The organism is Streptomyces sp. TSRI0107 (assembly GCF_001905845.1).
Lineage (GTDB): Bacteria > Actinomycetota > Actinomycetes > Streptomycetales > Streptomycetaceae > Streptomyces.
On sequence record NZ_LIVZ01000011.1, the window covers coordinates 226,451 to 246,173 of the forward strand.

The 19,723-nt window shown below is 67.7% G+C and carries 11 protein-coding genes and 1 pseudogene; 7 read left to right on the plus strand and 5 right to left on the minus strand.

From position 1 onward, the window contains the following. Positions 1-84 precede the first annotated feature (84 nt). Positions 85-3,327: a DISARM system SNF2-like helicase DrmD gene (drmD, locus tag AMK31_RS28675; protein ID WP_073943571.1), complete on the plus strand. Its 3,243-nt coding sequence runs from the start codon at positions 85-87 to the stop codon at positions 3,325-3,327. Continuing rightward, the gene (locus AMK31_RS28680; protein WP_073943572.1) at positions 3,324-7,655 is read left to right on the plus strand and encodes an Eco57I restriction-modification methylase domain-containing protein; all 4,332 of its coding nucleotides are present in this window, start codon (positions 3,324-3,326) and stop codon (positions 7,653-7,655) included. Before drmD ends, AMK31_RS28680 begins: the two co-directional genes overlap by 4 nt. Before the next feature lie 84 nt (positions 7,656-7,739). Here AMK31_RS28680 and AMK31_RS28685 read toward each other — a convergent pair whose 3' ends face one another. After that, on the minus strand, positions 7,740-7,946 hold the full coding sequence (locus tag AMK31_RS28685; protein ID WP_073943573.1) for a DUF397 domain-containing protein: 207 nt from the start codon (positions 7,944-7,946) through the stop codon (positions 7,740-7,742). Then, a complete protein-coding gene (locus AMK31_RS28690; protein ID WP_385312604.1) occupies positions 7,943-8,833 on the minus strand; it encodes a helix-turn-helix domain-containing protein in 891 nt (296 codons plus the stop codon). The genes AMK31_RS28685 and AMK31_RS28690 overlap by 4 nt, the downstream gene beginning before the upstream one ends. 173 nt (positions 8,834-9,006) lie before the next feature. Between AMK31_RS28690 and AMK31_RS28695 the strand changes: the two genes are divergently transcribed. After that, positions 9,007-9,504, plus strand: coding sequence for an ATP-binding protein (locus tag AMK31_RS28695; RefSeq protein WP_073943575.1), 498 nt, complete (start codon positions 9,007-9,009; stop codon positions 9,502-9,504). A 35-nt stretch (positions 9,505-9,539) separates the two neighbouring features. Here the strand turns inward: AMK31_RS28695 and AMK31_RS40080 are convergent, their stop codons facing one another. Next, positions 9,540-10,229 carry an 8-oxoguanine DNA glycosylase OGG fold protein gene (locus tag AMK31_RS40080; protein WP_143204263.1) on the minus strand — a complete coding sequence of 230 codons (690 nt, stop codon included), beginning with the start codon at positions 10,227-10,229 and terminating at the stop codon, positions 9,540-9,542. A 654-nt stretch (positions 10,230-10,883) separates the two neighbouring features. Between AMK31_RS40080 and AMK31_RS28705 the strand changes: the two genes are divergently transcribed. Together AMK31_RS28705 and AMK31_RS28710 are read left to right on the plus strand one after the other, a co-directional pair. Further along, positions 10,884-12,146 (plus strand): hypothetical protein, encoded by a 1,263-nt coding sequence (locus AMK31_RS28705; protein ID WP_073943577.1) that lies wholly within the window; start codon positions 10,884-10,886, stop codon positions 12,144-12,146. A 325-nt stretch (positions 12,147-12,471) separates the two neighbouring features. Next, positions 12,472-12,894 (plus strand): hypothetical protein, encoded by a 423-nt coding sequence (locus tag AMK31_RS28710; RefSeq protein ID WP_073943578.1) that lies wholly within the window; start codon positions 12,472-12,474, stop codon positions 12,892-12,894. Here AMK31_RS28710 and AMK31_RS41110 read toward each other — a convergent pair. After that, entirely contained in the window at positions 12,889-16,191 is a 3,303-nt protein-coding gene (locus tag AMK31_RS41110) for a type ISP restriction/modification enzyme (protein ID WP_198948589.1), read from the minus strand. The two genes, AMK31_RS28710 and AMK31_RS41110, sit on opposite strands and share 6 nt — an antisense overlap. Before the next feature lie 269 nt (positions 16,192-16,460). Here AMK31_RS41110 and AMK31_RS28725 point away from each other — a divergent pair, with 269 nt between their 5' ends. After that, positions 16,461-18,035, plus strand: coding sequence for a competence protein CoiA family protein (locus AMK31_RS28725; RefSeq protein ID WP_073943580.1), 1,575 nt, complete (start codon positions 16,461-16,463; stop codon positions 18,033-18,035). Positions 18,036-18,251: 216 nt separating this feature from the next. Further along, positions 18,252-18,545 carry a hypothetical protein gene (locus AMK31_RS28730; protein ID WP_073943581.1) on the plus strand — a complete coding sequence of 98 codons (294 nt, stop codon included), beginning with the start codon at positions 18,252-18,254 and terminating at the stop codon, positions 18,543-18,545. 88 nt (positions 18,546-18,633) lie between these two features. On the opposite strand, the pseudogene AMK31_RS28735 reads toward AMK31_RS28730, so the two are convergent. Continuing rightward, a pseudogene (locus AMK31_RS28735) lies at positions 18,634-19,712 on the minus strand (MerR family transcriptional regulator). Between the last annotated feature and the right edge of the window lie 11 nt (positions 19,713-19,723).

The window sequence follows — 19,723 nt, forward strand, 5'->3', positions numbered from 1 at the left end:
TTAGCCTGCCGTCGCACCGCTCCGGAGGGGAGGCAGGACACTGTCTACGGACGGCGGCAGGACACACCGAGGGGAACACCGCCCATGACACAAGCAGCTCAACGCGAGACGGGGCGAACGGGGACGGAGGCACTCCCCGAAGAGGGCAACCTGGTCGAGGTGCGCGGCCAGTCCTGGGTGGTCGCCCGCGTGGAGCCATCCCCGCCCGCCCCCGACGGCCACGACAACCGCCGCCCGGCCACCCTGGTCCACCTCCAGTCCGTGGCCGACGGCCGTTTCGGCGACACCCTCTCCGTCATCTGGGAGGTCGAGCCCGGCCGCCGCGTGCTGCCCGCCGGCTCACTCCCCGACGCCTCCACCGGCACCTACGACTCCCCGAACCGCCTCGCCGCGTTCCTCGACGCCGTACGCTGGTCCGCCGTCGCCTCCGCCGACGCGAAGACCCTCCAGGCCCCCTTCCGCTCCGGCGTCGCCGTCGAGCCGTACCAGCTGGAGCCCGTCTCCCGCGCCGTCGGCGCACCCCGCGTCAACCTGCTCCTCGCCGACGACGTCGGCCTCGGCAAGACCATCGAGGCCGGCCTCGTCGTCCAGGAACTCCTGCTGCGCGGCCGGGCCCGCCGCACCATGGTCGTCTGCCCGGCCGGCCTCACCCTCAAGTGGCGCGACGAGATGGCCGAGAAGTTCGGCCTGGAGTTCACCATCGTCGACTCCGAACACTGCGCCCGCCTGCGCCGCACCCACGGCACCGCGGCGAATCCCTTCCGCGTCCACCCCCTCACCATCGTCTCCCTGCCCTGGCTGCGCGGCCAGAAGGCCCAGCGCCTCCTCGACGAGGTCATCGGCGCGCCCGAGGAGAGCCCCGACGGCGAGCACAAGCGCTTCTTCGACCTGCTCGTCCTGGACGAAGCCCACCACGTGGCGCCCGCCGCGCCCAAGCAGGTGTACGCCGTCGACTCCCAGCAGACCAAGCTGATCCGGCGCCTCGTCCCGCACTTCGAGCACCGCCTCTTCCTCTCCGCCACCCCGCACAACGGCTACCCCGAGTCGTACACGGCGCTCCTGGAACTCATCGACGACCAGCGTTTCGCACGCGGAGTCGACCCCGACAAGGAAGCGCTCAAGGACACCGTCGTACGACGCCTGAAGTCGACCGTCACCAACGCGGACGGCACGCCCCGCTTCCGTACCCGCAAGACCCTCGAACTCGCCGTCGACTACACACCGCAGGAACGCGAGATCCACCAGCTCCTCGGGGAGTTCGCCGAGCTGCGCCGCAAGAAGCTCACCCCGAACGCTCGCGGTGGACGCCGCGCCGCCGACCTGGTGACCCTCCTGCTCAAGAAGCGCCTGTTCTCCTCCCCGGCGGCCTTCCTGCACACCGTCCAGGTCTACCTGTCCCACCTGGAGGACACCGGCCCCGCGCGGGGCCGCTCCGCGGCGGCCGAAGTCCCGGAGTGGCTGGAGGAGTTCGCCGACCTGGTCGCCGACCTCGACGACACCGGCCTGGTCGACGCGGAGGACGACGCGCTGACCCGCTCCACCTCGCTGACCCCGGCGGAGGACGGCCGGGAACTGGACCTGCTCCAGGAGATGGAACGCTGGGCCCTCACCCACGAGGCGGCGCCCGACTCCAAGGCCGAGACCCTGATCCGCACCCTCAAGGCCATCTGCCGCCCCGACGGCAGGAAGTGGACCAACGAACGGGTCGTGGTCTTCACCGAGTACCGCGACACCCAGGAGTGGCTGTACGACCTCCTCCAGCAGGAGGAGCTCACCGACGGCGGCCGCGTCGAGCGCCTGCACGGCGGCCTGTCGGCCGAGGAGCGCGAGCGCATCCGCCTCGGCTTCCAGTCCGACCCGTCCCGCGAGGAGGGCAAGGTCCGCATCCTCCTCGCCACCGACGCCGCCGGCGAGGGCATCGACCTCCAGAACCACTGCCACCGCCTCATCAACTACGACATCCCCTTCAACCCCAACAAGCTGGAACAGCGCATCGGCCGCATCGACCGCTGGGGCCAGAAGCACGACCCCGAGATCACCCACTTCATCGGCTCCGGCTGGCAGCAGGCCCAGGCCGGCTCCTACGAAGCCGACCTGGAGTTCCTCTCCCGCGTGGCCAAGAAGGTCGCGCGCATGGAGCACGACCTCGGCTCCGTCAACGCCGTCCTCGCCGACGCCGTACAGCGCCGCATGACGGGCGACACGGCACCGGTCGACATCGAGAACGCCAAACCCAAGCCGATCAAGGGCCGCCGCACGGGCGGCGAGGTGGCACCGGAGCAGAACGTCACGGCGCAGACGAAGCGGCTCGCCGACCAGTACGACGAGACGGTGACCGCGCTGGGCCTGACCCCGGCGAACGTCAAGCGGGTCGTCGACACGGCCCTGGCCCTGGACAACCAGCCCCCGCTCCTGCCCTCCACCGTCCGGGCGGAGGACTTCGAGCCGGGCGACCTGTTCGAGGTCCAGCCCTTGTCGGGAAGCTGGGAGCGGGCCACCCGAGGCCTCGCGCACAAGCTCCGCGAGGGCGAACAGCGCCCGCTCACCTTCTCCCCGCTGGTGGCCGCGGAGGCCAAGGACGACGTGGTCCTCGCCCACCTCAAGCACCCACTGGTGGCGCTCTCCACGCGCCTGCTGACGGCAGCCGTCTGGAACGCCGACTCGATCGGCCTCAACCGCGTCACGGCGGTCGTCTCCGACGACCCGGCCGTCACGACCACCCTGGTCTCCGCGTACGCCCGCTACGTCCTCGTCGGCACCGACGGCACCCGCCTGCACGAGGAAGTCCTGTACGCGGGCGGTTGGTTCGGTGACACCGGCCGCTTCCGCCGCTGGGAGTCGGTGGGTGAGCAGGGCAGGGTCCTCTCCCAGGCACTCACCGAGGGCATCGAGGCGGCCCCGCACCTGCGCAAGGAGCTGACGGAGGCCTGGTCGAAGCTGCGCGACCCCCTCTACCGCTCCCTGGAGGCCCGAGCCGCCGAACTCGGCCGCCAGCTGGAGAGCAGGCTCGCCGACCGCCGGGCGGAGGAGGAACGCCGCATCACGGCCACCCTCGACCGCTTCGAGGCCACCCTGCGCGCCAAACTCAAGGAGGAGGGAGACGGCGAAGGCGAGCAGCTGGCTCTGCTCTCCACCCACGAGCTGACCGGTCACGAGCGCCGCCAGTTCGAGGACGACCGCCGCCGCTGGCAGGAGCGCCTGGAGGGGCTCCCCGCCGAGCGCGAACGGGAACTCGCCGCCATCGCCGCCCGCTACCGCGAGCCCCGCTCCCACCTCTTTCCCGCCGCCGTCGTCTTCGTGATCCCCGCAAAGGAAGCCCGCCGATGAGCCCCCGCCGCACCATGACCCGTGGAGCAGCCGCCGCCAAGGCCCAGGCCACCGACGGCCGCCGGCAGCACCAGGAGTGGCTGGACCTGACCGAGGTCTCGGGCCCGTTCCTGACCATGCCGGTCCTGCTGCGCGCCTGGCCCCAGCTGGACGCCCTGGAGAAGGACGAGCGGGCGAGGCTCCGCGCCCGCCACGCCGACTGGCAGACGGACACGACGGCGGGCCGTGACGAGTGGGTGGCATATGTGCTGGGCCGCCTGCTGGAGTGGGGCGATGCGCTCGCGTTCCGCCACGGCGAGTCGGAACACCACGGCCTGGACCGCCTGACCCTGCGGGTCGCGGAACACAACACCGAGGTACGCCCCGACTTCGCGCTGGTCGAACCGGGCACGGACCTGGCTGCCGAGCCGGACGTGGAGTCGGCGGCGAAGCGAGTACGCCTGCTGGGCATGACCGTCCCGGCCGGTACGGCGCCCACGGCCCGCGTCGGCGGTGGCGGCGACTGGTCCGCGGCCCCAGCCGACCGCCTGGCCCGCCTCCTGCGCCACCACGGCGTACCGCTCGGCCTGGTCACCGACGGCCGCTGGTGGTGCCTGGTCTGGGCACCGCTGGGCGGCGTCACTACCACGGCCGTCTTCGACGCGATCGGCTGGAACGAGGCGGCGGAACGCAACGTCGTGCGCGCGTTCGTCTCGCTGCTGCGCCGCCGCCGGTTCTTCGAGTACGACGACGCCGAAACGTTGGTGGGTTTGCTGAAGGCCAGCCTGGCAGCGGGCGAGGACGTCACCGAGGCGCTGGGTATCCAGGTCCGGCAGGCGGTCGAGTTGCTGGTGGACGCAATAGGGCGGGCCGATGTGCGGGCGGTCGAGCACGGGGCGCCGGGCCTGCACGCGTCCGGCGTGAGCGCGGGCGAGGTCTACCGGGGCGCGGTGGCGGTGATGATGCGCGTCGTGTTCCTGCTGTTCGCGGAGGAACGGGGGCTCTTGCCGGCGGACAACGAGGTGTATGCGCGGTCCTATTCGGCGCGCTTCCTCCGCGATGAGCTGAAGGCGCGGGCGGACGAGGAGGGCGAGACGTCGCTGGAGCACACGACGTCGGCCTGGCACCGCCTGATCGCCCTGTTCCACGCGGTGCACGGGGGAGTGGACCACCCGGGCTCGGGCTTCCACCTCCCGGCGTACGACGGTTCGATCTTCGACCCTGACAAGTACCCGTGGCTGGAGCGCACCACGCCCCTGCTCCCCATCGACGACCGCACGGTCCTGCACATGCTCCAGGCCGTGCAGGAGGTCCGCGTCGGCAAGGGCAAGGACCGCGAGGTCCGCACGCTCAGCTTCCGGGCGCTGGACGTCGAACAGATCGGGTACGTGTACGAGGGCCTGCTGTCGTTCGACGGGCGCCGGGCGACTGAGCACATGGTGGGGTTGATCGGCCCCGAGGGCCTGGAACACGAGGTGCCGCTGCGGGAGTTGGAGTCACTGGCGGCGAAGGCGGCCACATCGTCGGGGACCTCGGTGAAGGCGCTGGCCAAGGCGATCCACGAGAAGTGGAAGGACCCGAAGCCCCCGGCGACGGCTGGGCAACTGGAGAAGAAGCTGGCTCCGCTGGGGGCGGAGGCTGCGGCGGAGGCACGGCGCCGGCTGAACGCGGTGACGAAGGACGCGGCGCTCACGGAGAGGCTGCTGCCGTTCGTGGGCATCCTGCGGGATGACCTGCGCGGCCTGCCGACGGTGATCCCGAACGGCGCGTTGTACGTGACCGAGTCGTCCCTGAGGAAGAACACGGGGACGCACTACACGCCCCGCTTCCTGGCGGAGGAGGTTGTGCTGCATGCACTGGAGCCTCTGGTGTACGAGCCGGGGCCGCTCCAGACGGCGGACACGGGGGAGTGGCGGCTGAAGTCGTCCGAGCAGATCCTCGACCTCAAGGTCGCGGACATTGCGATGGGGTCGGCGGCGTTCCTGGTGGCGGCATGCCGTTATCTGGCAGACCGCTTGATCGAGGCGTGGGAGTCCGAGGGCCGCGCGGACGCGATGACGTACCGCGCGGGGCGGGCCGTGGACGCGGTGACTGCGGCGGACGCGGAGCAGGACCCCGTGGTCATCGAGGCCCGGCGGCAGATCATCGAGCACTGCCTGTACGGCGTCGACATCAACCCGATGGCCGTGGAGATGGCCAAGCTGTCGCTGTGGCTGGTGTCCATGGACCCGGGGCGGCCGTTCACGTTCCTGGACGACCGGTTGGTGTGCGGGGACTCGCTGCTCGGTGTGCACAACATGGAGCAGATCCAGTCCGTGCACATGAAGCCGGGGCAGCAGGCCGACATTCTTGCCGAGCAGGCACGGGAGTTGGTGGATCAGCTGACGCGGGAGCGGTTGGCGATCACCGCGATCAAGGGCGTTGACCTGCCGGCGTTGCAGGAGAAGCGGGAGCGGCTGGAGGAGGTCAACCGGCATTCACGGCGGCTGCGGCTGGTGGGGGACCTTATTGCGGGGGCTGCGCTGGCTACTTGTGCTTCGGGGCGGGTGCCTTGGTACGAGGAGGACGGTGGGGAGCGGGTTCGGGATCTGTTTCCTCGGGCTGCTTGGATTGTGCGGCAGATCGTGGAGGAGGGGGTCGAGGACGACTCCGAGGTGGTGCGGGAGGCTGGGGCTACGGCGGAGGTGTGGCTGAGGGCTGAACTGCCCGCGGATGCGCTGGAGCGACGGCCGGTGCATTGGCCGTTGGTTTTTCCGGAAGTGTTTTCCCGCCGGGGTGGGTTCGATGCCGTCGTCGGCAACCCTCCGTTCCTGGGAGGGAAAAAGATCACACCAGCATTGGGGCAGTCATACAGGGAATATCTGGTGGAGTTTCCGGCGGAGGGGGCGCGGGGTAATGCCGATTTGGTTGCCTATTTCGAGCTTCGAGCGCACGCCCTGGTGAATGGGGAAGGTCAGACGGGTGTCGTAGCCACGAACACATTGGCGCAAGGGGACACGCGAGAAGTTGCCCTTGATCGGATTCTTCGGGAAGGTGTGCAAATCCGGCGGGCGGTTAAAAGTGCCAAGTGGCCATCGAGGTCAGCCAATCTTGAGTACTGTTCTGTCTGGACATCGCGGGCAACTCTCGGCGAGACGGCTGACTGTGTGCTTGCAGATGAAGTCGTGCTTAATGGCATTAACAGTTCACTTGGGCCGGGAACGAGAGTTACATCATGGGCGATGCCGCTGATCAAGAATAGGGGCCTCTCCTTCCAGGGGAGTGTGGTGCTGGGTCTTGGCTTTACTCTCCCTGAGAGCGAAGCTCGCGACTGGTTGGCCGAAGATCCCCGATACTCGGAAGTCCTTTTTCCTTACCTCAGCGGTCAAGACGTCAATCAAGACGTGCAACATGGTACGGATCGGTGGGTCATTAATTTCCGCGACTGGCCTGAAAGTGAGGCTGCGGTTTACCGTAAGGCTTACGAAAAAGTCGTTCGAGATGTCAAGCCGGAACGGGTTGCGAGTAAAGATAGAAGGCAGCGTGAATATTGGTGGCGATTTAATCGACTTGGGCAAGATCTCCATGGAGCAATAAGCGCGTTCGAGCAGTGTATCGTTCTTGCTCAGGTCAGCAAGACGGTGATGCCGGTACTTGTGCCCACTGGTCAAGTGTTTAGCCACAAGCTTGTGGTCTTCGCTTTTGATGACTTCGCGTCGTTTGCCTTTCTCAGTAGTGCAGTGCACTACTGGTGGGCTCTAGACCGTAGCGGGACTATGAGGACGGATCTCAGTTACAGCCCTACGGACGTTTTTCAAACCCTCGTTCGACCTCCGCTCGCTGACCGTCTACGCGTCGCTGGTATTCGTCTGGATAGCCATCGCCGGGAACTAATGCACCGTCGGGATGTCGGCCTGACAGGAGTTTACAACCTCGTTCATGATGAAAGCTGTCAGGATGCCGACATCGTCGAACTCCGTCGCATTCATGAAGAGATTGACAAGGCGACTATTGAGGCCTATGGCTGGCTTGACCTGCTGGGTGAAGTCGGCCCAGCCTGGTCTACCGACCCCGCACACCAGCGGGTTCCGCTGGACCATGGCTTCCACGACACTGACCAGGGCCAGCGTTACACCATCGGTCTCCTCGCCCGAACCGAGATCATCGACCGCCTGCGCCAGTTGAACCACCAGGCCTACGCCGACGAGGTCCACCTCGGACTGCACAAGGGTGTGACCGAAAAGAAGGCGAGGGAGAAGCACCCCGACCTGCCCCCGCCCTCCCCCGAAGCCATCCGGAAGCGCAAGGAGCAGCTGGCTGCGCGAGGTGGGTCGGATTTCGGTGAGGGCGCCGAGGGCGCCCTGTTCTGAGTCGGCGGCATGACAACGGGCTGGCTGCGTCACCCCAAGTTACGCGGGCGAGCCCGTTGTTTCGCCAAGAAGCTTCGCCTGGCTCTACTGCGCCGCCAGCGTCACGAACGCTGCCCACTCACCCCGGCCGACCCGCAGCACCGGCCCATCGCCCGTGGCCTTCGAATCCCTTACGTACACGGCGTCCAGGCCGGCGGCCACCTCCAGGCAGTCGCCACCGTTCGTCCCGCTGTAACTACTCTTGAACCACTCCAGTTCAGCGGCCTGACGAGTGTGCTGGTCGGTGCTCATAGCTCCCCTGCCATGCGCTCGATGAGACGGGAGGACTCCTCGGTGTTGAGGGCCTGCGTGCGCAGCATCCCATACCGCAGCCAGAATTCGCTGACCTCGTCCTGATCTGACCTGACGGTCGCCACACCCTGAGCATCGACGTAAACGTGCCGCTTGCGGTCCGTCGACTCCAGCAAGACCATGGGCCCGTTAAGTCCACTATGGGCACCTCGGGAAGTCGGCATGACCTGAAGCTCGATGTTCCGCATCTGCGCGCATTCAAGCAGGTGCTCCAACTGATCGCGCATGACCACATTGCTGCATACGTTTCGCCGGAGCGCGTCCTCCTCCACGATGAACACGAATACCACGGGCGGATTCTTCCGGGACAGCAGCGCCTGTCGCGCGAGTCGCGCTGCCACACGTTGCTCGACGACCTCCTCATCCAGCGGCGGGAAGTGTGCTTCCAGGAGTGCCTGTGCGTACGCCTGGGTCTGCAACAGCCCAGGAATGAGTAGGGGATCGTACGAGAACCTGCTCAACGCGTCGGCCTCCAGGAGTGCTACGTTCCTGAAGAACCTCGGCAACTTCGCGAGGTCCACCTTGTCCTGGAGCACCTCCAGAACCCCACCGGCCCCCAACGCCCGCTCTGCCGCCACCGTGAATGCCACCTTCGCCGGACGCCGCCCCTGCTCGACCGAGGCGACTTGCTCCAGGGAGTAACCGATGGCATCCCCGAGCTGCTGCTGGTTCAACCCCGCCCGCTTCCGCAGATGCTGGAGCAGTACTCCGTACGCAGACCACACCCCCGGCAATTCCGGCGTCTCCTCCTTGACCTTCGACGCCCGACCGCTCCGCCCGTCCCGTACCGCCTTCACACGCTCACGCCCTTCCGTGCCGACGTCCACCCGGCACGCCACCGGGCCATGTTCAACGGGACCCGGAGCAAGGGAGACACGACCAGAACCCGTACAACGCCCGTACAACCAAGCCAACAGCCCACCGTCCGCCCCGTACGACAAGGACGACGTACGGCCGTCGTACCTGGTCAGCGGACCACACGCCCGCCCAGGCTTGCCCCGTGACACAACATCAGCTCACCGACGAGGCGCGCCCGCCCCACACCCCCACCCACCACCTGACCCTGCGCTTCAGCAGCACCAGACGCGGCGCCCGCCTGGCACGCCGACTCTCCGTCCAGCAACTAACCGAGTGGACGGGCCTCCCGCACGACTCGGACCCCGCCCGAACCGTCGCCCTCGTCACGGCCGAACTCGCGGCCAACGCGATCCGCCACGGCAGCCTCCCCGGCCGTGACTTCCGACTCGCGCTGCTCCTCCTGCCGTACGGACTCCGTATCGAGGTGACGGACACCCGCCCGGAGCGCCTGCCACCGAACCCGGCAACCCCGCTCCTGCCCACCGACGCCACCTCCGGCCGCGGCTTGCTCCTCGTCCAGGCCTACGCGAACCGCTGGGGCTGCACGGTCAACGACGCGTACACCAAGACGGTCTGGGCGGAGATCCACACCAACGGCCACGCCCCGCCGAAGACCGACCATCCGTCATACGAGGCATGACAGGTCAGCGCCCGGTCCGCGTTACGTCACCCACGTCAGGCCAGCCGCCTGCCATAGGCGAACAGCGCGGCCTCCACCTGGTCCGGGAGGACCCCCACTCGTCGCGCGTGGTCGTGGACGAGAGACAGGTACCGGCCGTAGCACGGCGTTGTCCAACCGCTCGTGTGCCACTTCTCGCCGGTGTCGGCCGCCCTTAGTGCCAGCGCGACGTAGCGGTCAAGGATCAGCGGGCGCCACGCCCCCACGCACTGCTCATGACCGGCGAAGTACAGCACCTTGGAGAAGAACGCCGGGCCGAGGAACTTGATCCGGCTGTCGTTGTTGAAGGTGTAGTACGCGGCGACGGCTCCCTCCTCCCGGAGTACGCCCAGCGCGGCTTCCAGACGTGCGTCGATGTCCCCGGCCGAGTTCTCGGCGAAGATGCGTGCGCGCCGCGCGACCGTCCGCGCTTTGGTACCCGTGCCCCAGACCAGCGCGGCGGTCAGCAGGTGTCGGCGGCCTTCTGCTGTGTCGGAGCGGCGGGCGATGCCGAACACCGTGCGCCGATCGACCCTCGGTCGGCCGGCCGCCGTCGGGCAGGCGTCGAGTTCAGCGGGCCACCAGTCCGGACCGGGCAGGAGAGGCAGCCAACGAGCCCGGTCGAACGGAATTGCCTGACCGAGCACCTCGTCACGGTCCGGAAAAGTGGTTCGGGCGGGCATCAGATCCACCTTGGCTGACTGCACGTTCCGAGTGTTGCGCAGGGCAGGATCAACCGTCCATGGTGAGCGGCGAGCCGCACAACGCGGCCATTCCGAGGGCATGCTTGTGCCGGGGGCGGCTTTCGCCGCTCCAGCAGGCCTGTTGCGGGATACGGATCTGGGCGACCTCCCGACCTTGGATTCCGATGACTGCCAAGCGTGTGCCACTGGCCGCCCGAACGTTGTCCCGAATGCGCTAAGTGGACGTTGTGTCTTGTGAACTCAGCGCACAAACTGCATACTTGGCAGCGATCAATCACCGCCCGCCTTCTCCACAGGCAGGCACGCGTGGCCGGGGGGCGTGCGTGAGCGGCCCAGACGACAGTCTGGCGCGGACCGCCTTCACGCGACTTCAGGTCCACGACGCATCAGGCCAGGAAGGCAGGGTCCCGATCGTCAGGAGACCTCGACCTCCTACCAGTCCAACGAAGGGCTAGCCTTCACCGCGTCGCCGATGACGCAGAATCGGCGCCGGGCTCGGATGCCGGCTTCACAGCGGCGCAAGAGCAGTGCCCCCTGGTCCTGTCCGGATCGGCACCGCTCTCTCCCGGCATCGGAAAACCTCGGCCCCCTGCCCGGCGATCGCCGCGCGCACCCCGATTACCCAACAACTGCCAGAAGCCACTTCAGGAGCGGGCGATGGACAACGAGATTCAGCTGATCAGTGACGATGATGGACTGATGGTCATCGGGAGCGCGGCGGATGTCGACCGCTTCCTCATCGCGGAGGGACTGTCGTCGTCGAAGGATCTCGGGCCGCAATGGCTCAAGTCCGTCTTCGGTGCCGGTGCCGGTGCCGCGGTCGCGCAGGCAGGTTCTGAGTTCGCCGCCGACTCCGGCCGTTGGGTGAAGCTGACTCCGAAGTCGGCGCAGCTCGTCAAGAAGTACGGGCTGAGGGAAAGCTCGAAGACCGGTTTCAGCACGGGTGTGGTGACGGGGCAGAAGGGTCAGATCAGGGGATTCGTAGAGTTTGTGAAGGGACCCCGATCGTTTCTGACCAACCCGGCGGCTCTCGCCAATGCCGCGAAGCTCATGTCGCAGGTCGCGATGCAACAGAGCATGGACGAGATCACCGACTATCTCGCCGCGATCGACGCGAAGGTCGAGGACGTGTTGCGCGCCCAGAAGGACACTGCGCTGTCCCGCATGATCGGAGTGGGCCTCGTCATCGACGAGACCATGACCATCCGTGAGAAGAGGGGCAGGGTCGACGACATCATGTGGTCGAAGGTGCAGGACGCGCCGACGGCGATCGCGGAGACCCAGGTGTACGCCTTGCGTCAACTCGACGCGATCGCGGAAAAGATGGAGCGGCAGTCCAAGATCGGTGATCTCGCCGGGACGGCCAAGGAAGCCGAGTCCGCGGTTCGGGAGTGGCTCGCTGTTCTGGCTCGCTGCTTCCAACTGCAGGACGCGATCGCCGTGCTCGAACTCGACCGGGTACTGGACGCGTTTCCGGAGGAGCTGGACGGGCATCGCCTCGGACTGAAGGCTGCCCGGCAGGACCGGCTGGAACTCATCTCGCTGAGCACCGAGCGTCTGGTGGCCCGGATGAATGCTGTTGCCGGCACGGCCAACGCGAAGGTGCTGCTGCACCCGACCAAGTCCCCGGCTGTGGTCCAGTCGAGCAATCATGTCGCGACCTGCGTCCATGACCTCCACGGACGGCTCGGCATTGAGTCCGGTCGCCGGTCATCGGAGGCGAGACGATGGGTGGACGCGGTAGCGGAGGTGAGGGACAAGGCGCTTGAGACGGGAGCGAAGGGTGTCGATGCCGCCAGAAGTCTCGGAAACGAGACCCTCGACCGGGCCAGCTCGGTCAAGGGCAGGCTTGCCGGCGAAATCGCCGAGCGGGCGCGCCGTCGGCGCGGGGACAGGGAGGGACGCGACGAGGAAGGCTGAATGAGCGCCGGAATCGCAACGCACCCGGTGGTCGTCGAGTCGGCGGCACCGCCGCCGGATGGGGAGCCGACCGGACATATCGGTGCGGAAGCGGAGGCAGAGCCGATGCGCCAAGAAGGCGGCGGACACGACTACCACTGCGGCGGGCACAGTCGGTGCCGAGCCGAGAAGGCGTAGCAGGAGAAGAAGGCCCACTCGCAGCAGGGATCGTCGCCCACTGCCGGGGTCGGTGACGCTGGACCGACGAAGAGCCAGCGGTGAGCAGTCGCGTGTGGTTCTGACCGTCGTCACGGTCGTTACACGAAGCGCGGGTCATACTGGGGGCATGCTCGTTCCCAGCGGTCGGCTTTCGCCGCTCCAACAACATCTGTTGCAGGAACTGGATCTAGGTGACCTGCCGGCTCCCGAACGGGCACCGGAGCCCTACCTCGCCCGCGATCTCGACACGGACGAGGTCCGTGACGCTCTACCCACCCTCGAGTGGGCCGGACTGGTGGAGCGACGGGGCGACGACGGAGGCAGCCTCGCGCTCACCCCGCTCGGCGCGGCGGCCCTGCGCGAGGCGGAGTGTGACGAGCTGACGGCCCGCCTGAGCGCGGTGGCGTCCTTCGCTGACACCGTGTCCCGGGGTGCGCCGCCGCGCGTCGCCGGGCATGCCCTGAAACGGCTCGCCGAAGGCACGTGGACCCTGGAGCAGGCGGAGTCCTACGTCCGTACTGGTCTCGTGGGTGACACCCGCCCCTCATGACTCGTCCGCCTGGCCGAAGTCCAGGACGACGCGGCGGCGGGCACGAGTTGCCCCAGGCTGCGGAGGGAGAACTCCCGCCGACGTGAGGTCGGCGACCGTGATGACCGGCGAACTCACGATCTTCGAGGTGAGCGCCTGTTGCACGGGTGCGAGGTCGACCAGCCGCCGCAGGACGGACAACAGCTCGATCAGCTCCTCCGTCCACTCGCGCGGCCAGGCCGTGACGTGGATGTCGTCGAGCGGGCTTGTCTTCCGGCTGGTGGGGGAGGCCTTCCGGTAGCCGAACCACTTCTTGATGACGTGCATGCCGCCGACTTCGTAGTTCCAGACTTCGGGCGGGACTTCGGTGAAGGTGCCCGGTCCCACGTGCAGGGTGCTGGTCTCCTTGTCGTAGGTGAGCGTGTCGGGAACGGCTGAGCCGATCGGGGCCGTGTACCGCACCTGCCGTGGGTCGCCTGACGGAAATCCGACACCGTCCTGGCCGGACGCCGGCGCATCAGGTGGGGAGCCGACCTCGCCGTAAGTCGCCGCCCACAGGAATTCGCGGCCGACGCGTACCGCCTCTTGCCATAGTTCCGGGTCGCGGGTGAGCGGTAACCGGACACCGGGGGTTAGGAGTTCTTCGGCGAATTGCTCGGTGAAGGCGCTGTGTCCGGCGACAGCCAGGGCGTATGCGGCGAGGTCGTGCACGGTCACCTGCTCCAGACCGAGGGCGCCGGCCAGGTACCGGAGAAGGCCTGTGGGAACGTTGGCGCTCCCGTCGGGATGGAGAACGGGATGTACCCTTCCGCCTCTGCCGTTGAAGTGGTGAGTGTCAGGTAACAGCGCGGTCGCCACCAGCGCCGGACCACTGTTGATCTCGTGGCTGCTTTGCTGGTTGAGGAACAACTGCCCCGGCTGTAACGCTTCCCATAGCTCTGCCCGCGGCCGGTCGATGACACGGTGGTCCGCAATGAGCCACTGGCGGTCGAAACTGCGGAGTCCGATCCGTAAGAGCCGGGGTCGGTCTTGCAATTCGCTCCGCAGACTTCGGTCGGTGTGCGGGAATCCCGGCAGGCTTGGCGGCCGCGTATCGAGACTGCGGCTGTCGGTTTCCTTGAAGAGGAGAGCCTTCACCTCGGGATCCGCCTCAGCGACCAGACGCGACCACCGTCGCCGCAGGACGGCGTCGGACGGGGAGGTCACCCACGACCGGTTGGTCTTATTGCCGGGGCTTCCCCACGGTAACAAATCCTCCAGCGCCGGGTAGTCGTCCCACCCCGACAAGGTCGCCGGCGTAAACGGCCGCACCCCCTGCGAGTGCGCATCCCGCCACCCCTCGTCATCGAGCCGTACCCCGCGAAGCTGCTCGAACTTCTCCGCCCTCCTGCCATGCAGTGCCCGGTAATGGATGCGCGCCGGCCTGTCGGAGTCGTGATCCGCCCGCCGTACGAAGACGCAGACCGACAGCGGCTGCGCGACATGCGGGAACACTCGGGTCGCCACGTCCGACCGCTGCCCCTCAGGAGACAGGTTGATGATCCAGCCCTCGTCGCACGTCCTGCGCAGATAGTCGCGCATGCCCCGCCCGGCCGGACCGGTCGCGAACGCGGACGGCGTGATGAAGCAGACGACGCCATGCCGGTCGTCCGGATGAGCGTCAAAGACCTTCCAGGTGGCCCAGCGCCAGAAGTAGACATACATGTTCTTCAGGGCGTGCTCGTAGCGGCCGTTGCCCGGATGCCGGAAGTCGTCCAGGGGTGGACGGCCCTGGCCCTTCACCCGCTTCTCGATCCAACCGCCCCGGTTCTCGGCCTTGTCGTCGTACGGCGGGTTCGAAATGACCACTGTGACGGGCACGTTGGCCTTGACGTGGTTGGCGCGGGCGCGGGACACCGAGAGGGCCGCGTACGTCGAGGCCAGCTGCTCTTCCTGGACGTACGGGTCGTCGAGCGTGTCCGTGACGTGGAGGTTGAGGCCGCCCGGCGGGAGTTGAGCCCCGTGCTTCTTCAGCAGGTCGGCCGTGCGTAACTCGGCGACGGCGAACGGGCCCATCTGGAGCTCGAAGCCGTACAGGCGCTCGGCGAGCCGGCCGATCGCGTCGGGTGCCATCGCGTCGCCGTGCCGCTCGGCCGCCTGCCGCGCCACCCGCTCGATGATGGTGTGCAGGTAGGTGCCGGTACCCATCGCCGGGTCGACGATGTGCACGCTCTCGTCGCCGTAGCCGCGTGCCTTGCCCAGGCGGGTACGCAGCACTTCTTCGGCGAGCCGGACCATCTCCTCCACCACCTGGTGGGGGGTGTAGTACGAACCGCTGCGCTGGCGGAGGCTGTCGTCGTAGACGGACAGGAACGACTCGTAGAGGTGGAGGTAGGCGTCCCGGTTGCCCCGGCGGATGACGTCCCACTCGACGGCCGCGACGGTACGGGCGAGGAGGTTCAAGGTCACCTCGAACCGCTCGGTGACGTTGTCGGTGAGCAGTTGGAGGGCTTTGCCCATCAGGGCGTGGCCGGCGTTGAGGCGGCGGCCGATCTCGTGGAAGCTCGTGCCGGTGAGCGGGATGTCCTCGGTGTGGGCGAGGAGCAACGCGAAGGTGACCGTCTGGGCGTAGCCGTCGGCGAAGGTGGCGTCGTCCGCGGTGGGGAACAGGAGCCGTCGCCAGTCGCTTCTGAGCCCGGTGAAGGGGCGGTCGGCCGTGGGGTCGGTCGCGTCCAGCCCGGTCTCGGCCCGCAGTTGTTCCCGTACGGCCTCCCGGAGCAGGCGGCAGAGCGGTGCGATGTGCTGGACGAGTACCGAGACGCGCCGAATCTTCGGCGGTTCCCAGCAGAGCACGGCCTGGGCCAAGGCGTCGAAGGCGGCGATGTTGCCCGCTGTCAGCTTCTCCCCGGCGCTCTTCAGGGCGCCCGACAGTACGACCTCTTCACCGATCTGCGCGCCGTACTGGAAGACACGCCAGTGGGTGCCGTTGGTGTAGAGCAGGTTGGGGAGGTCACGCAGCCGTTCCCACTGCCTCTTGTCGTGGCCCGTGAAGGAGTCCGGGTCGATGTTCTTTCCGGGGCGCTTCACCTCGATGTAGCCGGTCACGTCCGTATTGACGCGTACGGCGTAGTCGGGGCGTACCCCGAGGTGGGGGATGCGCGTCTCCGGGTGCCAGCTGACCTCGGCCATTGCGTGGTGCTCGGCTATCGTGCGGAACAGCTGCTCCAGAGGGCCACGGATCGCTGCCTCGCGGTCACCTGGGCCCGTCAGGTTCCGCTTGCATTCGGCGCCGAAAGCGGAGACCGCCTCCTGGAGCCACTGAAGACGTGCGTCAGCCATCGCTCATTCCCCCCGATCCCCCCGGAGCCCGGACGAAAGACGAGGCCAGGCCCTCATCGCGCAGTATGAGTCAGGACATGTCAAAGGGGGAGGCGCGTGCAGGAGTGCATCCCAGGCAGCTGTGCGCCCCCAGTGCCACCGTGGAGGAGTTGCCTGCCCTTGACGTCAGAAAGGCACTCGAACCCTTGTGAACTCAGCGCACGAGCAACATACTTGCGATTGTTGACGTCAGGCGGCTCGCTCGTCGCCCGAGGCGTTGAGGGGGGCACATGACGTACGCGGATGGCAGGCTGGTGCAGACCGCGGTGATCGGAAACAGAGGGTCCGACCGCGCCATCATCCTGCCGACGGATGCCGACGAACTCGCCCGGTGGCGCCGTCGGCACCCCGACTGCAGCTACTGGTGTGGCACGCTCCTCGGCGGCTGTGGCAACGAACTCTCCGACCGCCTCTACCGGGACAAGGTCTGCCACTTTGCTCACCACCCCCACACCTCCTGTCACCGCACGGCGACGGGCGCGAGCAGCGCGGACCACCTCTTCGTCAAGGGTGACCTGACCGCTTGGGCCAGTCGGCAGCGGCTGGCGGCCCGCGCCTCACTGCGTCACCTGGGGACCGGTCCGGGGGACGCCGTCGACTTCCGGACTCGTGAGGTCCGCCAGCACGTGCGGTTCCAGTTCCGCAAGCTGGCCCATGTGGAATGGGCGGTGGACCAGCAGCGACTGAGCCGGGATTCAGCCACCCTCGACTGGGTCTTCGGACCTGGCGCGGCTCACCCGGAGACGATGGAGGAGTTGTACGACGAGCACGGCTACCTGTTCCGGTTCCGTTGTGAGACGCAGGGGGCGGCGCGCCGTGTCCGCCTTCGTGCGGAGGACCCGCGGCGCAGCACCGAGTGGGTGCCGCTGGACGCGTGCGTGATGACGCCGGAGGGCCTGCGACTACCGGGCATGGCGCCTCGGCGCCGCACCCGGTCGGCCCGGTCGGAGCCGCAGGTCTCCACCCCAGGCGACGTCCGAGGGCCCAGTTCGCGGGAAGAGCAAGTCGTCGCCGCTCGAGCAGCGCTCATGACTGCCGCGAGGCTCCGCACACGCCCGACGTGGACATCCCTGTCCAGAGCTGTTGGCCGGGATCTGTCGGCGATCTCCGACGCGGAGCGGGTACGACTCCTGTCGGAAGTCGACGAGGCAGCGGGAAGAGACGGCAGTCCACTGCTTTCGGCCCTGCTGCGCACCGACGACGGCGGTACGCCGGTCTACTTGGGGCGCGTCATCGCGTCAGTCGGATGTGGAACACCCGCGACAGCTGCCGTTCTGAAGCATTGGTGCCAGCGCGAGGTGGATCGTGCCTTCGCGCTCTACGGGAACTCGCCCCGCACGCCTCCGGCCCGCCTGGAGATCAATCGGGACGGTCACTTCGCTCCGGACAGTGCTCCGGCTCAGCAGCCCCGCGTCATTGTGCACAGCAGAGGCGGACTTTCCCAGGTGTCGGAACGCCAGGCCCGTGAACTGCACCGCTCGGAGGCGCTTCGTCGACACCTGGTGATGGCCAGGAACGACAAAGCGGTCAGACTGGTGGCCGCCCTGCTGAAAGAGGGGGAGGAAGTCATTCCCCGGCTGTCTCGGGCCCAGAGCGCCAAGCTGCGTGCCGAGATGATCGATGCGCGGAACTGGCTCCGGAGTCGCCTGGAAAAGAAGGGAGCGAAGCGAGTCCGGAAGGCGAAGGCCAAGGCCAAGGCCGAGCAAGCGGCGAAGGCCTCGACTCGCGGCCGGGTCAGGAGTGGGAAGAAGCGGCAGAAGAGCCCGATGAACGGCGCCCGGCCTCTTCCCGGTCATGGCCAGTAGGTGATCGAGCCGAAGCGTGGGCATGCGAAGGCTCGCTGTACTTGGGTCGGGCCCGGTACTGGTCGGGTGGAGCTGGAAGCGGTGAAGGCCAGTCCTGGTGAGTGGCCTCGCGCGCAGGCCAACCAGGGCCCGCCCATGGTGACGCCGTGACACAGCTAAGGGCGACCGAAGAGCCCCGGACCTCCGCTGTCAGCGGCGTAACCTATCGTTCCCACCATGGCACTCACGGACATCACCGCTTCCAACGTCGTGCAGGCGATCGAAGAGTTCGACAGACTGGGGCGCGACGCCTTTCTCGAACAACACGGCTTCGGACGTGCCCGCCGCTATTTCCTGCAGCACAACGGCAAGTTCTACGATTCGAAGGCGATCTTGGGCGTCGCCCACGGCTACGCGGCTGGGCACGAGGTGCTGAGCTCCAGCGAATTCTCCGGGGGAGAAGGCCATGCCGTCTCGCTGCTTCGACAACTGGGCTTTACCGTGATCGACCGCCCGGCGAACGGACTTTGAGACGTCAGTACATTCCGGCTCGAGGTCAACGAACACCTACTGGTGTGCCGTGCTTCTCGATGCCGGCGGCGTCGTCGAACCGATTGCGCTAGTTCTCCAGACGGACCGGCATCAGGATTGAGAACGTCAACTCGTCGTCGATCCGGCGGATCGCGAGCGGTGCCGTGGGAGCGCCCAGTTCCAGGATCAGCTCGTCCCGGGCCCCGGCGGCGAGCGCGTGCAGCAGGAACTCGCGGTTACCGCCACGTTGTCCTGGTCGTCGTCACCGTCATCGCACACGATCACCGTCCCGTTCTCCGTCACCCGGAGCACGCTGAGGTCGCGCGGCTCGTCGTCCTGCTCACGCGTTTCGCTCGCGCGGACGGGACCGATCCGCAACGCCTCCGCGAAGGCCGACGTATCGACACGTGCCCGGCGACCGCCGGCAGGTGGACGAGACGACGGTAGTCGGGGAAGTCGCTGCCGAGGCTCTGGCCACCAGCCTGCCGGTCTCCGGTCTCCAGCCTCACACGGTCACCGTCCACCGAGACCTGGACGGATTCCTCGCCGGTCAGCAGCGCCCGCATCGCGTCGGCGAGCGGCGGCACGACGACCTGCGTCCGAGGTCCGCGGTACCCGAGTGTGGGTGCCTGCGCGACGGCCATCCGGTAGCGGTCGGTCGCCACGAGGTTGAGGTGTTCGTTCTCGATGTCGAACAGATCCCGCCGAGCATCGGCAGCTCGGGATCGGTGCTGGTCGCGAAACGGACCGCGTTCAGCGCGGCGGCCAGTACCGGTGCGGGGACGGACAGCTCAACGGTGGTGGTGGCGGTGGACGAAGCCATGGGGTTCTCCCGATGGTCGATCAGCGCTCGGAGCGTGGAGAAGTCGCTGCGGGCCTCGGCCAGGCCCCGTTCGAGTCGACGCAGGTGCGCCTTGAGGAGCCCGCGCACCAGGTCCGGGTCCGCGTTGGACCAGCCGGCCAGTACCAGACGGATGTCCGCCAGGGGCATGCTGGCCCGGCGCAGGCAGGCCAGCAACCGGGCCTCTTCCAGTTGCCCGGGCTCGTACCAGCGGTAGCCGCTGACCGGGTCCACCCAAGCGGGGACCAGCACACCGGCGTTGTCGTAGAACCGGAGTGCACTCACGCTCAGCCCACTGTCCCGGGCCATTCCCCGATGCTGCGCATCTCGCTCTCCA